Here is a 17630-nt window from a genome sequence, read left to right on the forward strand (position 1 = left end):
CCTCACGGAACCGACGCTCAAGGGAGAGCGCGATGGTCAGCAAGCCGCCCGCCGGCGATCCGGTCCAGGACGCGCCGCAGGTCGCGGAGCCGCAGCACGCCGCTGCCGGTCTGCCCGCCATCGGCCACACCCTGCGGATCGCCCAGGCGCAGATGGGCGTGCGACGCACCGCGCGGACCCTCCTCAAGGTCAACCAGAAGGACGGCTTCGACTGCCCGGGGTGCGCCTGGCCCGAGGGTGACAAGCGGCACGTGGCGGAGTTCTGCGAGAACGGGGCGAAGGCCGTCGCCGAGGAGGCGACCCTGCGCCGGGTCACCCCCGACTTCTTCGCCGCGCACCCGCTGTCCGACCTGGCCGGCCGCAGCGGCTACTGGCTGGGCCAGCAGGGCCGGATCACGCAGCCGATGTACCTGCCGGAGGGCGCGGACCGGTACGAGGCGGTGACCTGGGAGCGGGCGTTCGCGATCGTCGCCGAGGAACTGCGGGCCCTGGCCTCCCCCGACGAGGCCCTCTTCTACACCTCGGGCCGCACCAGCAACGAGGCCGCGTTCCTGCTGCAGCTCTTCGCCCGGGAGTTCGGCACCAACAACCTGCCGGACTGCTCCAACATGTGCCACGAGTCGTCCGGCTCCGCGCTCACCGAGACGATCGGCATCGGCAAGGGCAGCGTCTCGCTGGAGGACCTCCACCAGGCCGACCTGATCATCGTGGCCGGCCAGAACCCGGGCACGAACCATCCGCGGATGCTGTCGGCGCTGGAGAAGGCCAAGGCGGCCGGTGCCCGGATCATCTCGGTGAACCCGCTGCCCGAGGCCGGCCTGGAGAAGTTCAAGAACCCGCAGACGCCGCAGGGCATGCTCCGGGGCGCCGCCCTCACCGACCTCTTCCTGCAGATCCGCATCGGCGGCGACCAGGCGCTCTTCCGGCTGCTCAACCGGCTGGTCCTGGAGGCGGACGGAGCGGTCGACGAGGAGTTCGTCCGCACCCACACCCACGGGTACGAGGAGTTCGCGGCCGCCGCCCGCACGGCGGACTGGGACGAGACGCTCACGGCGACCGGTCTGGGCCGCGACGAGATCGAGCGGGCCCTGGAGATGGTGCTCGCCTCGCGCCGGACGATCGTCTGCTGGGCGATGGGACTCACCCAGCACAAGCACTCGGTGGCCACGATCCGCGAGGTGGTGAACCTCCTCCTGCTGCGCGGCGCCATCGGGCGTCCGGGCGCCGGGGTGTGCCCGGTGCGCGGCCACTCCAACGTCCAGGGCGACCGCACGATGGGCATCTTCGAGCGGCCCGCGCCCGCCTTCCTGGACGCCCTGGACAAGGAGTTCGGGATCGTCTCGCCGCGCCACCACGGCTTCGACGTGGTCCGCTCGATCCAGGCGCTGCGCGACGGCGAGGCGAAGGTGTTCTTCGCGATGGGCGGCAACTTCGTGGGGGCCACGCCCGACACGGAGGTCACCGAGGCCGCGATGCGGCGGGCCCGGCTCACCGTGCACGTCTCGACCAAACTGAACCGCTCGCACGCGGTCACCGGCACGCGCGCGCTGATCCTGCCGACGCTCGGGCGCACCGACAAGGACGTGCAGCGCGGCGGCCGGCAGTTCGTGACGGTCGAGGACTCGATGGGGCTGGTGCACGCCTCCCGCGGCAACCTGCCGCCGGCGAGCCCCCACCTGCTGTCCGAGCCGGCGATCGTGGCCCGGATGGCGCGGGCCGTGCTCGGCACCGCGTCGGCGACGCCGTGGGAGGAGTTCGAGCAGGACTACGCCACGGTCCGCGACCGCATCGCACGCGTCGTGCCGGGCTTCACCGACTTCAACGCGCGGCTCGCGCGGAACCCCGGCGGCTTCGCGCTGCCGCACGCCCCGCGGGACGAGCGCCGCTTCCCCACGGCCACCGGCAAGGCCAATTTCACCGCCGCGCCGGTGGAGTACCCGAGGGTGCCCGAGGGCCGGCTGCTGCTGCAGACCCTGCGCTCGCACGACCAGTACAACACCACGATCTACGGTCTCGACGACCGCTACCGCGGGATCAGGGGCGGCCGGCGGGTCGTCCTGGTCCACCCGGAGGACGCGGCGGCGCTCGGGCTGGCCGACGGGGCGTACGCGGATCTCGTCGGCGAGTGGACGGACGGCAGCGAGCGGCGGGCGCCCGGGTTCCGGGTCGTGCACTACCCGACGGCCCGGGGGTGCGCGGCGGCGTACTACCCGGAGACGAACGTCCTGGTGCCGCTGGAGTCGACGGCGGACGTCAGCAACACCCCCGCCAGCAAGTCCGTGATCGTGCGTCTGGAACAATCGCAGTCCGCCTAAGCGTTTGCTCAGGCGGACCAGCTGGATCAGCTGGATCAGCAGCCGTACGAAGACGAACGGAGCCGGGCCGATGGGTGAGCAGCAGCACGTGAAGTTCCCGCAGGAGGTCCTCGACGAGTACGCCGCACTCGGCGTCGACCTGCCGGCCCTCTTCTCGGCCGGACACCTCGGCAACCGGATGGGTGTCCAGATCGTCGAGGCCTCCGCCGAACGGGTGGTCGGCACGATGCCGGTGGAGGGGAACACCCAGCCGTACGGCCTGCTGCACGGCGGCGCCTCGGCGGTGCTCGCCGAGACACTGGGCTCCATCGGTTCGATGCTGCACGGCGGAGTCTCCAAGATCGCCGTGGGTGTGGACCTGAACTGCACCCACCACCGCGGGGTCCGCAGCGGCCTGGTCACGGGCGTCGCCACCCCGGTCCACCGCGGGCGCTCCACGGCGACCTACGACATCGTGATCACCGACGAGCAGGACAGGCGGGTCTGCTCGGCACGGCTGACCTGCATGCTGCGCGAGGTCACGGCCAAGGACGCGGCCACCGTCGCGGACGTCGCCGCGTCCGGCGGCACGGCCTGACCGAAGGGGCGTCCTGCCGTTCCCGCCGGGCGCCCCGCGACTGCGCTCGCCGATCCGGCCCGACCGGCACGACACCCCCGAGGCCCTTCCGCCTCGCCCGCACCCCTCTCCCCCGGGCCCGAGACCCCCTCCCCCGCCCGGCACGGGGCGGTCCGCACCGTTCCGCGCCGAATGAAGGGAGACCCAGGGCAGGGTCGGGGTGACGCCGGCCCGGAAGCGGGCACGGCGAGGCCGGATCACGAGGGTGCCCGGGCCGTGCTCGTCACCCGGAGTCACCGGCGCGGCGGCCGGGCCGCCGTCGGCCGGCAGGTCCTCCAAGGGGCCGCACGAGGCCGCGCCGCCCCTTCCCCGGACACCTCGGCCCGCTCCGCGCGCCGGACCCCGGAACACCGCCTCCCGGACGCCGGGGATCGGCTTCCGGACGTCGCCCCACGGGGCTCCGGTCCCGGTTTCCGGACGGGCCGCACCGCCTTCCGGACAACGCGACCCGGGCCGGACGGCGCGGGCCCGCGCACCCCACCCGTGACGTCAACTCCCCCGAGCGCCGGCCGCCGGCATCGGCGTGACCCGCGAGGCGTCCCGGCACCTCCCCCGGCGCCCCGGCCGGCTCGGGCGTCACCGAGCACCGCCGCCAACACCACCACCTCCAGCCCCTCTTGCCCCACCGGCGGGACCCGAGCCGCCCGGGCGGGGCACCGGCGCCGCCCTCACGCCGTACGGGCAGCCCTCGTCCGCGCCGTACGGCGCCGGCCACCGCGCCCCCGGGACCGGACGCGGACCGCACGGCGGCACCGGTCGGGCCCGGCGAGCTCCGTTCCTCGCGGCAGCCGCCGCGCACACACCTCCCGGCACATCCGCCCAGCTCGGCACCCCCGCGCCCCGGTACGGCGGCGAGGTCCGCCCACCCCGGGCATCGAGCAGTCAACTGCCCTGAACCGAAGGCTTGTTGTGCCCACCCGCCCCGTCCCCTAGCGTGCCCTCCATGGGGCTCTCCACGCGCACCTCGGTCAGGACCGGCCTCCGCGCCGCCCTGGCCGCCGGCCTGCTGGCCGCGGGCCCGGCCTGCTCGGCCGAGGGCGCGGATCCGGTGCCGCGCGCGTCGACGCCGGCGGACATCTGCACCAGCCTGGTGTCGTACTGGGCGAAAGAGGCCCTCAAGGGCGGCAAATGGGCCGGACTGGACTGGGAGCAGAAGGGCCTGTCCAACGAGCAGTTGGGCATCCACGACCTGGTGCTCGCGCACGCCCGCGCGACCGAGCGCGCCGAGGGGCGGGACGCCGCGCTGGCCGGGATCGACCGTGAGACGCGCCGCCGCTGCGAGGCGTCGAACGGGGCGACGGGCAGCTCCGAGAACTGGCGGCTCCCCGAGGGCGCGACCGGCTCCCCCTCCGTCACCGGCGCCGGCTCCGGCACCCCGTCCGGCCCGTCGCCCCGGCCGCCCTCCCGACAGTCACCGACCCCACCCCCGTGACGCTCCGTGACATCCGCGCACCGATCAAGCCGCGCAGGACAGCGGGCACTCTGTCCGCTGGCACGGGAGGGCCTGTCCGGTATCCGGACAGCCGGTCAATCAGGGCCGACAGGAGCGTGATCTGCTCAAGCCCCTTAGCGGAACTGCGCGTTCTCACTATGTGAACACCACGTTGCGGACCCATATGTCCCAATTTGCCCACCCCCTGCGCACCTCCTCTCCCCCTCGCGATAACAAGACAGTCACATCCTGACCTCCCCGCTCCCCACCTCCCCCACCTCCGCCTAGAGTCACGGCCAGTCACCGCGCCGCCGGGCGCGTCTGCTGCACGGCCCAGTACCACCAGTCACCCCAGTACGGCCCGGCCACTCACAAACGGCACCTCCAGCTACACAGCTTCACGGCACCGCCTCAGCTCGAGGGGGCCGCGCCAGGGAAAGGATTCATCGTGCGACGTCGTTCCTTGCTCATCCTCACCACCGTGATCACCACGGGGGCCCTCACCCTTACCGCCTGCGGTTCGCGCGACGACAAGGGCGGCAGCAACAACGACTCGAAGGGCACCACGACCGTCGTCATCGGCGTCGACGCGCCGCTCACGGGTTCGCTGTCCGCGCTGGGCCAGGGCATCAAGAACTCCGTGGACCTGGCGGTCCAGACCGCCAACAAGAACAACGAGGTCCCCGGGGTTACCTTCAAGATCGAGGCCCTCGACGACCAGGCCGTCCCGGCCTCCGGTCAGGCCAACGCCACCAAGCTCGTCGGCAAGAAGGACGTCCTCGGCGTCGTCGGCCCGCTGAACTCCGGCGTCTCCCAGCAGATGCAGGGCGTCTTCGCGGCGGCCAGCCTCGCGCAGGTCTCCCCCGCGAACACGAACCCCTCGCTCAGCCAGGGTGACAACTGGGGCAAGGGCGAGTTCAAGCGCCCCTTCCCGACCTACTTCCGCACCGCCGCCACCGACGTGGTCCAGGGCAAGTTCGCCGCCCAGTACCTCTTCAAGGACGCCGGCAAGAAGAAGGTCTTCGTCGTCGACGACAAGCAGACCTACGGCGCCGGCCTCGCGGCCATCTTCTCCGCCGAGTTCACCCGCCTCGGCGGCAAGGTCGTCGGCACCGACCACGTCACCGTGAAGGAGACCGACTTCTCCTCCACCGCCGACAAGGTCAAGGCCTCCGGCGCCGACTCCGTCTACTTCGGCGGCCAGTACCCCGAGGGCGGCCTGCTCTCCGACCAGATCAAGAAGACCGGCGCCAAGATCCCCACCATGGGTGGCGACGGCATCTACGACCCGGCCTTCATCGCCGCGTCCGCCGAGGCCAACGACGGTGACCTCGCCACCTCGATCGGCTACCCGGTCGAGAAGCTCGACACCGCCAAGAAGTTCATCGCCGACTACAAGGCGGCCGGCTACAAGGACGCGTACGCGGCCTACGGCGGCTACTCCTACGACGCCGGCTGGGCGATCATCCAGGCCGTCAAGGCCGTCGTCGCCGCCAACGGCGGCAAGGTTCCCACCGACGCCCGCGCCAAGGTCACCGAGGCGCTCGGCAAGGTCTCGTTCGACGGTGTGACCGGCAAGGTCTCCTTCGACGAGTTCGGCGACACCACCAACAAGCAGCTCACGGTCTACAAGGTCGAGGGCGGCAAGTGGATCGACGTCAAGAGCGACACCTTCAACCAGTAGTCCCCACGCTCTGACCTCGTCCTGACCAAATGAACCAAGCCGCGCGAGGGCGCAAACAGCGCCCTCGCGCGGAGTCTTATCCGACACGCTCATCGGAGGCCCTGCGGTGAACGAACTGCCGCAACAGCTGGCCAACGGCCTTGCCCTCGGTGCCCTTTATGGCCTCATAGCCATCGGGTACACCATGGTCTACGGCATCGTCCAGCTCATCAACTTCGCCCACGGCGAGATCTTCATGATCGGCGGCTTTGGCGCCCTCACCACCTACACCGCTCTCCCAAGCGGCACCTCCCTGCTGGTGGCGATCCCGCTCATGATCCTCGGTGGCGCGATCGCCTCCGTGGCCGTCGCCACCGCAGCCGAACGGTTCGCGTACCGACCGCTGCGCAGCGCACCACGGCTCGCCCCCCTCATCACCGCCATCGGCCTGTCCATCGCGCTCCAGCAGCTCGTCTGGCAGTTCTACCCGGACGCCAAGAAGGCCGTCAGCTTCCCCGAGTTCAAGGGTGACGCCTTCAAGCTCACCGAGAGCCTCTCCATCCAGCGCGCCGACGCCTTCGTGCTCGTGCTCGCCCCGCTCTGCATGCTCGCCCTCGGCGTCTTCGTCTCCAAGAGCCGCAGCGGCCGCGCCATGCAGGCCACCGCGCAGGACCCCGACACGGCCAAGCTGATGGGCATCAACACCGACCGCATCATCGTCATGGCCTTCGCCATCGGTGCCGCGTTCGCCGCCGTCGCCGCCGTCGCCTACGGCCTCGACAAGGGCCAGATCAACTTCGAGATGGGCTTCATCCTCGGCCTCAAGGCGTTCACCGCGGCCGTCCTCGGCGGCATCGGCAACATCTACGGAGCCATGGTCGGCGGCGTCGTCCTCGGCCTCGCCGAGTCCCTCTCGATCGCCTACATCGAGGACATCCCCGGCATGCAGCAGCTCGGCGGTGGAGCCTGGTCCAACGTCTGGGCGTTCGTACTCCTCATCGTCGTCCTCCTCGTCAGGCCCCAAGGCCTGCTCGGTGAGCGCGTCGCGGATCGGGCGTGAGAACCATGACCACAGACACCACGGCCCAGACCCTCGCCCCGGCGAAGCAGAACATCACCTCCGCCGGCCTGCTCTACACGATCCTCGGCGGCTCCGTCGCCACCATCGTCAGCGCCTTCCTCGCCTGGACGTGGACCACCGACTTCCCCGGTGACCTCACGATCTACGGCTACCCGGCGCCCCTCCAGCTCCTCACCCTCGTCGGAGGCGTCCTCACCGCCGTCCACGCGCTCGCCGCGCTCGGCGTCAAGGGCTTCGGCTGGCTCACCCCCGCCGGCTCCCGCAAGGCCCTGTGGATCCTGGCCCTCGGCACCTTCGCCACCACCCTGTTCACGACGATCTCCATCGTCTGGGAACTCGGCGCGCTGGTGGACCTGGAGCCCGGCGCCGGCTTCGCCGTCGTCGCCTCCGCCATCCCGGCCGTCGCCGCGTACAAGCTGCCCGACGACACCCGCAAGGCGGCCCCCGCCAAGGCACTGCCCTCCTGGGCCGAAATCCTGATCATCGCCGCCGTGTTCGCGCTCGGCCTCTACGTGATCACCTTCGGCATCGACACCGAGGACAACGAGCCGCAGCTCTTCATCGCGTACCTGATCATCGTCGGATTCGCCTCGACCGCCCTCCTCAAGTCCGGGCTCGTCGCACGCGTCTCCGCGATCACCGCGAACAACCGCCAGGTCACGATCATCGCCTCGATGGCCGCCGCGATCGCCTTCCCGTTCATCCAGCAGAGCGGCGACACCTACACCCTGATCGCGGTCAACATCCTCATCTTCGCGACCGTCGCTCTCGGCCTGAACGTCGTCGTCGGCCTCGCCGGCCTGCTCGACCTCGGCTACGTCGCCTTCCTCGGCGTCGGCGCCTACACCGCAGCCCTGGTCTCCGGAGCCACCTCCTCCGCCTTCGGGATCCAGTTCCCCTTCTGGGCCGCGGTCCTCACCGGCGCGCTCGCCTCGCTCGTCTTCGGCGTCATCATCGGCGCCCCGACGCTCCGCCTGCGCGGCGACTACCTCGCCATCGTCACCCTCGGCTTCGGAGAGATCTTCCGCATCGCCATGGGCAACCTCGACGGCGTCTCCGGCCCGCAGATCACCAACGGCCCGAACGGCATCCCGAACATCCCGCAGCTGGAGTTCTTCGGCTACAACTTCGGGGAGTCCCACACCGTCCTGGGCGTCGAACTCGGTGCCTACGCCAACTACTACCTGCTCATGCTGCTGGTGATGGCACTGGTCATCGTGATCTTCTCGCGAGCCGCCAACAGCCGCATCGGCCGCTCCTGGGTCGCCATCCGCGAGGACGAGACCGCCGCGACCGCCATGGGCATCAACGGCTTCCGGGTCAAGCTCATCGCCTTCGCCCTCGGCGCCACCCTCGCCGGCCTCGCCGGCACCATCCAGGCACACGTCAACACCACGGTCGTCCCCGAGAACTACGTCTTCGCCGGCCCCGTGCCGCCGAACTCCGCGTTCCTCCTCGCGGCCGTCATCCTGGGCGGCATGGGCACCGTCCGCGGCCCGATCCTCGGCGCGGCACTGCTCTTCCTGATCCCGGCCAAGCTGTCCTTCCTCCAGGACTACCAGCTGCTCGGCTTCGGAATCGCCCTCATCCTGCTCATGCGCTTCCGCCCCGAAGGCCTCATCGCCAACAAGCGGGCGCAGCTGGAATTCCACGAGAACGACGAACAGCCCGACGTACCCGAACAGCGGCAATCCGCCGAGTCCGGCGTCGGCACCGCGAAGGCGGGGGCGTGAACGCCATGACGACCACCACCACGACCACCACGGCCACCGCCGCCACGGTCCTGGACGCCAGCGGCGTCACGATGCGCTTCGGCGGCCTCACCGCCGTCCGCGACGTCGACCTCACCGTCCGCGAGGGCGAGATCGTCGGCCTGATCGGCCCCAACGGCGCCGGCAAGACGACCTTCTTCAACTGCCTGACCGGCCTGTACGTCCCCACCGAGGGACAGGTCAGCTACAAGGGCACCGTGCTGCCGCCCAAGCCGCACCTGGTCACCAAGGCCGGCATCGCCCGCACCTTCCAGAACATCCGCCTCTTCTCCAACATGACGGTCCTGGAGAACGTCCTCGTCGGACGCCACACCCGGACCAAGGAGGGCCTCTGGTCCGCGCTCCTGCGCGGCCCCGGCTTCAAGAAGGCGGAAGCCGCCTCCCGCGAGCGGGCCATGGAACTCCTCGAGTTCGTCGGCCTCGCCGCCAAGGCCGAGCACCTCGCCCGCAACCTGCCCTACGGCGAGCAGCGCAAGCTCGAGATCGCCCGCGCCCTCGCGAGCGACCCCGGCCTGCTCCTCCTCGACGAGCCCACCGCCGGCATGAACCAGAACGAGACCCGCACCACCGAGGAACTCGTCTTCGCCATCCGCGACAAGGGCATCGCCGTCCTCGTCATCGAGCACGACATGAAGTTCATCTTCAACCTGTGCGACCGGGTGGCCGTCCTGGTCCAGGGCGAGAAGCTCGTCGAAGGCACCTCCGAGGTCGTCCAGGGCGACGAGCGCGTCGTCGCCGCCTACCTGGGCGAGCCCTTCGAAGGCGCCCCCGGCGCCGCCGAGGCCGCCGAGGTCGAGGCCGCCGAAGCCCACGCCGAGACCGCCGCCGCAGCGGCCGAGCCGGAGACCTCCACCGAGGCCGCCGACGACACCGCCACGGACGAGACCCCCGAGGACGAGGCCCCCGAAGCCCCGGCCGACGAGGCCCCGGCCGACACTCCGGACACCGCTCCGGAGACCGCGTCCGACGACGCGGACAGCACCAAGAAGGAAGGAGACTCCAAGTGACCGCACTCCTCGAGGTCGAGGACCTCCGGGTCGCCTACGGCAAGATCGAGGCCGTCAAGGGCATCTCCTTCTCCGTCGAAGCCGGCCAGGTCGTCAGCCTCATCGGCACCAACGGCGCGGGCAAGACCACCACCCTGCGCACCCTCTCCGGGCTCATCAAGCCCACCAGCGGCAAGATCACCTTCGACGGCCAGGAGCTCAACGGCATCCCCGCCCACAAGGTCGTCTCCCTCGGCATGGCCCACTCCCCCGAGGGCCGGCACATCTTCCCCCGCCTGTCCATCGCCGAGAACCTCCAGCTCGGAGCCTTCCTCCGCAAGGACAAGGACGGCATCGAGAAGGACATCGAGCGCGCCTACGACCTCTTCCCGATCCTGGGAGAGCGCCGCAAGCAGGCCGCCGGCACCCTCTCCGGCGGCGAACAGCAGATGCTCGCCATGGGCCGCGCCCTGATGTCCCAGCCCAAGCTGCTCATGCTCGACGAGCCCTCCATGGGCCTCTCCCCGATCATGATGCAGAAGATCATGTCGACCATCGCCACGCTCAAGGCCGAAGGCATGACCATCCTGCTCATCGAGCAGAACGCCCAGGCGGCGCTCTCGCTCGCGGACTACGGCTACGTGCTGGAAGTCGGCACGATCAAGCTGTCCGGCACCGGCCAGGACCTCCTCCACGACGACGACGTCCGCAAGACGTACCTCGGCGAGGAGTAGGCCACCGGCCCACACGAACGGAAGGCCCGCCCCACAACGTTGTGGGGCGGGCCTTCCTCACGTCACGGACACCCGCGACGCCGCACGTTCCTACTGCTGGCCCTTCGCGGCCTTCTTCTCCTCGGCGTCCTCGATGACCGCCTCGGCGACCTGCTGCATGGACATCCGGCGGTCCATCGACGTCTTCTGGATCCACCGGAACGCCGCCGGCTCCGTCAGGCCGTACTGCGTCTGCAGCACGCTCTTGGCACGGTCGACCAGCTTCCGCGTCTCCAGACGCTGCGAGAGGTCGGCGACCTCCTGCTCCAGCGCCTTCAGCTCCGAGAAGCGCGAGACCGCCATCTCGATCGCCGGCACGACGTCGCTCTTGCTGAACGGCTTCACGAGGTACGCCATCGCACCGGCGTCCCGCGCCCGCTCGACGAGGTCGCGCTGGGAGAACGCGGTGAGCATGAGGACCGGGGCGATCGACTCGCCGGCGATCTTCTCGGCCGCCGAGATGCCGTCCAGGACGGGCATCTTGACGTCGAGGATCACCAGATCGGGCCGGTGCTCCCGGGCGAGCTCGACGGCCCGGGCACCGTCGCCGGCCTCGCCGACGACCGAGTAGCCCTCTTCTTCGAGCATCTCTTTGAGGTCGAGGCGGATGAGGGCCTCGTCCTCGGCGATGACGACGCGGGTCGTCAGCGGCGGGACGTGCGACTTGTCGTCGTCGGCGGCGGGCTGGGGCGACTCGGGGGCGGTCACGGGGGCTCCTCGTTGCGGGGCATGGCGCTGCACGATGAAGCCTACCTAGCTGCTGGGGTCACCGGTCACCGGGTACACTCCGACTGGCAACCTCGCCGGGTTGGTGGAATGGCATACACGGATGTCTCAAACACATCTGCCCGTGAGGGCTTGCGGGTTCGAGTCCCGCACCCGGCACCGATCAACGAAGCGGACCTTCACCTTCTCGTGAATGTCCGCTTTTTGCTGCGCGCCGCCGCGGCTCGTCACACAGAGTGACACCATGAACCTCCATGGCACAGCTGTACGGGAAAGGGCCCTGGCACTGCTGCGCGGCGGGGCCAGGAACGCGGACGTCGCCCGCGCGCTGCGGGTGCCCAGAGGCACGGTCGGCTACTGGAAGCACCTGGACCGGGCCAGGCGCGGGGAGTGCCCGGGCCGGCGCGGCCCGATGTGCCCGCGCTGCGACGGGCGGGATCTGGACGAGGCCGCGTACGCGTATCTCCTGGGGCTCTATCTCGGCGACGGCCACATAGCCCACAACCGGGCGATGCGGGTGCCCAGCCTCTCCGTCACCTGCGCGGACTCCTGGCCCGGTCTCATCGACGACTGTGCGAGAGCCATGGAGGCGGTGTTGCCCGACAACACCGCGACCAGAGTCCGGCGCCAGGGGTGCCGGGAAGTGAAGATCACGTCCCGGCACCTGCTGTGCCTCTTCCCGCAGCACGGCCCGGGGAGGAAGCACGAGCGGACGATCGCCCTCGAACCCTGGCAGCAAGAGATCGTCGACGCGCACACCTGGGCGTTCATCCGGGGTCTCGTCCACTCCGACGGATGCCGCATCACCAACTGGACCGAGAAGACCATCGGCGGCCGGCGCAAGCGGTACGAGTACCCCCGCTACTTCTTCACCAATGCGTCGGCCGACATCATCGGCCTCTTCACCGCGGCCCTCGACAGGGTCGGTGTCGCATGGCGCGCGGGAAACCAGTCCCGCCTCGCGCAGAACGTCTCCGTCGCCCGCAAGGCCTCCGTCGCCCTCATGGACCGGCACGTGGGCCCCAAGCACTGACGGCGGGACCCCGCCACCGGATCTAGTGGGGCGTCCCCAGGTACGGGAAGTGCGGCAGCAGGTCCGTGTGGGGGCCGATGTGGTCCGTGGGGATGCGGCCGTTCGAGATCATCGCGAGGCGGGCGGACGTCACGTCGTCCGTGAGGGTGCGGCCGTTGGGGTAGGCGGCGGGGTGGGTGCGGTCGTAGCGGAGGATGTCGGGGAGGACCGTGCGCAGGGCTTCCTCGGCGGCTTCGGGGGTGTAGCCGCCGGTGTGGGCGAGGGCCGCCTTCCAGGGGGTGAGGTAGGTGGCCCAGTCGTCGGCGGGTTCGCCGGCGTTGTAGGCGGCCTTGGCGTCGTCGGCGTTGAGGTAGGCCGTGAGGGAGGGGTGGGCGCCGCGGTCGACCGAGACGAGGTCGCCGTCCTGGTGGACGCTGACGCGTGCCCAGACGCCGATCTCCGGGTCGTCGCCCAGTTCGGAGTCGGGCATCTCCAGGGCGATGCCGAAGACGTTCTTGTCGGCGCCCCAGTCGGTGCCGGTCCATTGGAAGTCGGCGAGGATGCCGTCCAGGTCGGCGAAGAAGGGGTCGCTGCGCAGGCCGGCGGAGACCTTGTAGTTGAAGGCCTCGCTGACGGAGAGTTCGCGGCCGAAGGAGACGGGGGCGTCGATGAAGAGGGGGGTTCCGGCGGCCTCGTGGGCGCGGGCTTCGGGGCCGGTGGCGCGGTGGACGGTGAGGGTCTGTTCGCCGTCGTCGGCCGGGGTGGAGAAGGTGAAGCTGAAGGCGATGTCCGCGCGGTCGTCGCCGTCGGTGTCGACGTTGATGCGGTAGACGGCGTCGGGGTGGAAGGCGGTGCCCCCGCTGGGTGCGAGGGGGTTGACGTTCATGATGAGGGCGGTGCGCCCGCCGGGGACCGTGAAGGCGAAGAGGTCCGTGAGGTCCAGGCGGGCGTCGTCCAGGGGGGAGCGCAGGTGGGGTCCGCTGAGGTGGTGTGACATGGCGTCACCTTGGCGGTCCGGTGGGGTGTCGTGCGGCGACGGGGCCGCGGGCGTCACTCCTTCGGGCTGTCGTCCTCGCCGATGTGGTGGACGCGGACGAGGTTGGTGGAGCCGGGGACGCCGGGCGGGGAGCCGGCGGTGATGACGACGATGTCGCCCTTGTTGCAGCGGCCGATCCGGAGGAGTTGTTCGTCGACCTGGGCGACCATGGCGTCGGTGGAGTCGACGTGGGGGCCGAGGAAGGTCTCGACGCCCCAGGTGAGGTTGAGCTGGGAGCGGGTGGCCGGGTCGGGGGTGAAGGCGAGGAGGGGGATGGGCGAGCGGTAGCGGGAGAGGCGCTTGACGGTGTCGCCGGACTGGGTGAAGGCGACGAGGAAGCGGGCGCCGAGGAAGTCGCCCATCTCGGCGGCGGCTCGGGCGACGGCGCCGCCCTGGGTGCGGGGCTTGTTGCGTTCGGTGAGCGGGGGGAGGCCCTTGGCGAGGACGTCTTCCTCGGCCGCTTCGACGATGCGGCTCATGGTGCGGACGGTCTCGATGGGGTATTTGCCGACGCTGGTCTCGCCGGAGAGCATCACGGCGTCGGTGCCGTCGATGACGGCGTTGGCGACGTCGGAGGCCTCGGCGCGGGTGGGGCGGGAGTTGTCGATCATCGAGTCGAGCATCTGGGTGGCGACGATGACGGGTTTGGCGTTGCGCTTGGCGAGTTTGACGGCGCGCTTCTGGACGATCGGCACCTGTTCGAGGGGCATTTCGACGCCGAGGTCGCCGCGGGCGACCATGATGCCGTCGAAGGCGGCGACGATCTCGTCGATGTTCTCGACGGCCTGCGGCTTCTCGATCTTGGCGATGACGGGGAGGCGGCGGCCCTCCTCGTCCATGATGCGGTGGACGTCCTCGATGTCGCGTGCGCTGCGGACGAAGGAGAGGGCGATGACGTCGGCGCCGGTGCGCAGGGCCCAGCGGAGGTCGTCGATGTCCTTCTCGGAGAGGGCGGGGACGGAGACGGCGACTCCGGGGAGGTTGAGTCCCTTGTGGTCGGAGACCATGCCGCCTTCGATGACGCGGGTGTGGACGCGGGGGCCGTCGACGGAGGTGACTTCGAGGGTGACGCGGCCGTCGTCGACGAGGATGCGTTCGCCGGTGGTGACGTCGGTGGCGAGGCCGTCGTAGGTGGTGCCGCAGGTGTGGCGGTCGCCTTCGTGGGGTTCGACGGTGATGGTGAAATCGTCGCCGCGTTCAAGGAGTACGGGGCCTTCGCGGAATCGGCCGAGCCGGATCTTCGGGCCTTGAAGGTCGGCGAGGACGCCGACGCTGCGGCCGGATTCGTCGGAGGCTTTGCGTACGCGCTGGTAGCGCTCCTCGTGTTCGGCGTAGGTGCCGTGGCTGAGGTTGAACCGGGCCACGTCCATTCCGGCGTCGACCAGTGCCTTGATCTGGTCGTACGAGTCGGTGGCGGGTCCCAGGGTGCAGACGATTTTGGCTCGGCGCATGGTTCGAGCCTAGGGCTTACCGGTGGGTAGTGAGCGGGCTCGGCATGACTGTCCAACAACCTTTGCGTGAAAGGTTGTTGACAAGTCTTGAATATGTGCGGGCGGGTGCTCCGATGAGCGTTCTCCGGGCCGGGAAGGGGGTCGTCGTCCGGGTTTCAGAGCTTCGGCGGGTGCATCGTGAAGCGGGCCGCGACCTCCGCGGTGACGGTCTGGCGTTGGGGTTCGAGGTCCATGGCGGGCGGGGTGTCCACGGTTTCCGCCGCGAAGGACATGCGTGCCCCGCCCATGGGCGCGGAGGGCGGGACGAGTCCGGTGTCGGAGAGTTCGAGGAGTGCGGCGAGTCCGGTGCCGAGGGCCTCCGCGTAGGCGCGGGCCCGCTGGACGGCCTCCCCCACGGCGCGGCGGCGGGCCTCGGCGTGTTGCGGGGAGTCGGGGCGCAGGGCCCACCAGGGGCCGTCGATCCGGGTCTGGTCCAGGTCGGCGAGGCGGGTGGTGAGTTCGCCGAGGGCGGTGAAGTCGTTGAGTTCGGCGGTGAGGTGGACGCGGCCCTGGTAGGCGCGGACGCGTTCGCCCCGGCCGTGGCGGGCGGGCTCGGGTGCGAGGGAGAGGGTGCCGGTCTCCAGTTTCTCGACGGCGTCGCCGTAGGACCTGACGAGGGCGAGGGCCTCGCCGTTGCGTCGGGTGAGGTCGGCGAGGGTGCCGGCGCGGTCCGTGCCGCGGGCGCTGACGGTGATCGCGATGCGGGCGACTTCGGGGTCGACCTCCAGGCGCGCCTCTCCGCGGACCGTCACCTGCGGTGCTTCCGGGGTGGGGTGGTGTGCGGTCGTCACTGGGGGCTCCCTGGTGTGGTCGACGGCTCGGCTTCCGAACACTTTCCCACTCCGTAACCCGGAAGGTCTGTTGCCGACGTGCGGTCTGAGCCAGAATCTACGCGCGTTGTGCACCACTGAACCAAGGAGAACACATGCCGCTGAACCGTCGGACGTTCCTGGAGAGCTCCGCCGTCGTCGGGGCCGGAGCCGCCCTGTCCGCGGGGGTCGCCGCCCCCGCCCAGGCCCTCGGCCATCGTCCGAAGCCGGCCAAGCGGTACTCCTTCACCGTGATGGGCACCACCGACCTGCACGGCAACGTCTTCAACTGGGACTACTTCACGGACAAGGAGTTCGACGACAAGGCCCACAACGACGTCGGCCTCGCCAAGATCTCGACGCTGGTCGACCAGGTCCGCGCGCTCAAGGGCCGCCGCAACACGCTGCTCATCGACGCGGGTGACACGATCCAGGGCACCCAGCTGTCGTACTACTACGCCAAGGTCGACCCGATCACGCGCAAGGGCGGGCCGGTCCACCCGATGGCGCAGGCCATGAACGCCATCGGCTACGACGCCGCGGCCCTGGGCAACCACGAGTTCAACTACGGCATCCCGGTGCTGCGCAAGTTCGAGGAGCAGTGCGACTTCCCGCTGCTGGGGGCCAACGCGCTGGACGCGAAGACGCTCCGGCCGGCGTTCCCGCCGTACAGCATGCACCGTCTGTGCACCCCGCACGGCCGGGATGTGAAGGTGGCGATACTCGGCCTGACCAACCCCGGTATCGCGATCTGGGACAAGGCCAACGTCACCGGGAAGATGGTGTTCCCGGGGCTGGAGGAGCAGGCGGCGAAGTGGGTGCCGAAGCTGCGTTCGATGGGTGCGGACGTGGTCGTGGTGTCGGCGCACTCCGGTTCCAGCGGGACGTCCTCGTACGGTGACCAGCTCCCGCACATCGAGAACGCGGCCGGGCTCGTGGCCGAGCAGGTGCCGGGCATCGACGCGATCCTCGTCGGGCACGCGCACACCGAGATCCCGGAGTACCGGGTGAAGAACAAGGAGACCGGCAAGGACGTCGTGCTGTCCGAGCCGCTGAAGTGGGGGCAGCGGCTGACGCTGTTCGACTTCGACCTGGTGTGGGAGAAGGGCCGCTGGACGGTCGAGAAGGTGGCGGCGCAGGTCCTGAACTCCAACACGGTGGCGGAGGACCCGGAGATCACGGGGCTGCTGGCGGACGAGCACAAGAAGGTCGTCGCGTACGTCAACCAGGTCATCGGCGCGTCGACCGCTGCCATGGCCACGGTCGAGGCTCCGTGGAAGGACGAGCCGATCATCGACCTGATCAACCACGTCCAGGCGGAGACGGTGAAGGAGGCGCTGGCGGGTGGCGCGTACGCCGGGCTGCCGGTGCTGTCCCAGGCGTCGTGCTTCTCCCGTACGGCGGCCATCCCGGCCGGTCAGGTGACGATCCGGGACGCGGCGGGGCTGTACGTCTTCGAGAACACCCTGGAGGCGCGTCTGATGACGGGCGCCCAGGTGAAGGACTACCTGGAGTTCTCGGCGCGCTACTACGTCCGGACGCCGGCCGGCGCGCCGGTGGACACGGCGAAGCTGACGAACGCCGACGGCACGCCGGACTACAACTACGACGCCGTGTACGGGGTGACGTACGAGATCGACATCGCGAAGCCGGCGGGTTCGCGGATCGTGAACCTGTCCTTCGGCGGGAAGCCGATCGACCCGGCGGCGGAGTTCGTGCTGGCGGTGAACAACTACCGGGCGAGTGGTGGCGGCGCGTTCCCGCATGTGGCGAACGCGAAGCAGCTGTGGGCGAACTCGGACGAGATCCGCAACACGATCATCCAGTGGGTGAAGGCGAAGGGGACGGTCGACCCGGGCCAGTTCGCCTCGGTGGACTGGAAGCTGACCCGGGACGGTGTGCCGGTCTTCTAGGGAGTC

Annotated in this window: 14 protein-coding genes and 1 tRNA gene; 11 read left to right on the forward strand and 4 right to left on the reverse strand. The window is 70.2% G+C overall.

From position 1 onward, the window contains the following. The first annotated feature begins 32 nt into the window (after positions 1-32). From ACGFZF_RS01010 to ACGFZF_RS01045, 8 genes are all read left to right on the forward strand, one after another. Positions 33-2315, forward strand: a complete 2283-nt coding sequence (locus ACGFZF_RS01010; RefSeq protein WP_393550325.1) for an FdhF/YdeP family oxidoreductase — start codon at positions 33-35, stop codon at positions 2313-2315. 70 nt (positions 2316-2385) lie between these two features. Then, complete coding sequence (locus ACGFZF_RS01015) at positions 2386-2892, forward strand: PaaI family thioesterase (protein ID WP_393550327.1); 507 nt, start codon at positions 2386-2388, stop codon at positions 2890-2892. A 982-nt stretch (positions 2893-3874) separates the two neighbouring features. After that, a complete protein-coding gene (locus tag ACGFZF_RS01020; protein WP_393550329.1) occupies positions 3875-4363 on the forward strand; it encodes a hypothetical protein in 489 nt (162 codons plus the stop codon). 448 nt (positions 4364-4811) lie between these two features. Further along, on the forward strand, positions 4812-6047 hold the full coding sequence (locus ACGFZF_RS01025; RefSeq protein ID WP_393550331.1) for an ABC transporter substrate-binding protein: 1236 nt from the start codon (positions 4812-4814) through the stop codon (positions 6045-6047). A gap of 106 nt (positions 6048-6153) precedes the next feature. Further along, positions 6154-7086, forward strand: coding sequence for a branched-chain amino acid ABC transporter permease (locus ACGFZF_RS01030; RefSeq protein ID WP_393550333.1), 933 nt, complete (start codon positions 6154-6156; stop codon positions 7084-7086). 5 nt (positions 7087-7091) lie between these two features. Next, the gene (locus tag ACGFZF_RS01035; protein WP_393550335.1) at positions 7092-8840 is read left to right on the forward strand and encodes a branched-chain amino acid ABC transporter permease; all 1749 of its coding nucleotides are present in this window, start codon (positions 7092-7094) and stop codon (positions 8838-8840) included. Between the two features lie 5 nt (positions 8841-8845). Continuing rightward, positions 8846-9886, forward strand: a complete 1041-nt coding sequence (locus ACGFZF_RS01040; protein WP_393550992.1) for an ABC transporter ATP-binding protein — start codon at positions 8846-8848, stop codon at positions 9884-9886. After that, positions 9883-10599 (forward strand): ABC transporter ATP-binding protein, encoded by a 717-nt coding sequence (locus ACGFZF_RS01045; RefSeq protein ID WP_393550337.1) that lies wholly within the window; start codon positions 9883-9885, stop codon positions 10597-10599. The genes ACGFZF_RS01040 and ACGFZF_RS01045 overlap by 4 nt, the downstream gene beginning before the upstream one ends. 90 nt (positions 10600-10689) lie before the next feature. Here the strand turns inward: ACGFZF_RS01045 and ACGFZF_RS01050 are convergent, their stop codons facing one another. Further along, positions 10690-11346 carry an ANTAR domain-containing response regulator gene (locus tag ACGFZF_RS01050; protein WP_393550339.1) on the reverse strand — a complete coding sequence of 219 codons (657 nt, stop codon included), beginning with the start codon at positions 11344-11346 and terminating at the stop codon, positions 10690-10692. A 94-nt stretch (positions 11347-11440) separates the two neighbouring features. Between ACGFZF_RS01050 and ACGFZF_RS01055 the strand changes: the two genes are divergently transcribed. Together ACGFZF_RS01055 and ACGFZF_RS01060 are read left to right on the forward strand one after the other, a co-directional pair. Continuing rightward, a tRNA-Leu gene (locus tag ACGFZF_RS01055) sits at positions 11441-11523 on the forward strand. 85 nt (positions 11524-11608) lie between these two features. Then, entirely contained in the window at positions 11609-12397 is a 789-nt protein-coding gene (locus ACGFZF_RS01060; RefSeq protein ID WP_393550341.1) for a helix-turn-helix domain-containing protein, read from the forward strand. A gap of 22 nt (positions 12398-12419) precedes the next feature. Here ACGFZF_RS01060 and ACGFZF_RS01065 read toward each other — a convergent pair whose 3' ends face one another. The 3 genes from ACGFZF_RS01065 to ACGFZF_RS01075 form a co-directional block, all read right to left on the reverse strand. Beyond that, positions 12420-13373: a DUF4331 family protein gene (locus ACGFZF_RS01065; protein ID WP_393550343.1), complete on the reverse strand. Its 954-nt coding sequence runs from the start codon at positions 13371-13373 to the stop codon at positions 12420-12422. A gap of 53 nt (positions 13374-13426) precedes the next feature. Next, positions 13427-14863 (reverse strand): pyruvate kinase, encoded by a 1437-nt coding sequence (gene pyk / locus ACGFZF_RS01070; protein WP_393550345.1) that lies wholly within the window; start codon positions 14861-14863, stop codon positions 13427-13429. A gap of 155 nt (positions 14864-15018) precedes the next feature. Continuing rightward, positions 15019-15693, reverse strand: a complete 675-nt coding sequence (locus ACGFZF_RS01075) for an SIMPL domain-containing protein (protein WP_393550347.1) — start codon at positions 15691-15693, stop codon at positions 15019-15021. A gap of 134 nt (positions 15694-15827) precedes the next feature. Here ACGFZF_RS01075 and ACGFZF_RS01080 point away from each other — a divergent pair, with 134 nt between their 5' ends. After that, positions 15828-17624 carry a 5'-nucleotidase C-terminal domain-containing protein gene (locus tag ACGFZF_RS01080; protein ID WP_393550349.1) on the forward strand — a complete coding sequence of 599 codons (1797 nt, stop codon included), beginning with the start codon at positions 15828-15830 and terminating at the stop codon, positions 17622-17624. Positions 17625-17630: the final 6 nt, after the last annotated feature.

This window comes from Streptomyces sp. NPDC048338, from assembly GCF_043201055.1.
In the GTDB taxonomy this organism is placed as follows: domain Bacteria; phylum Actinomycetota; class Actinomycetes; order Streptomycetales; family Streptomycetaceae; genus Streptomyces.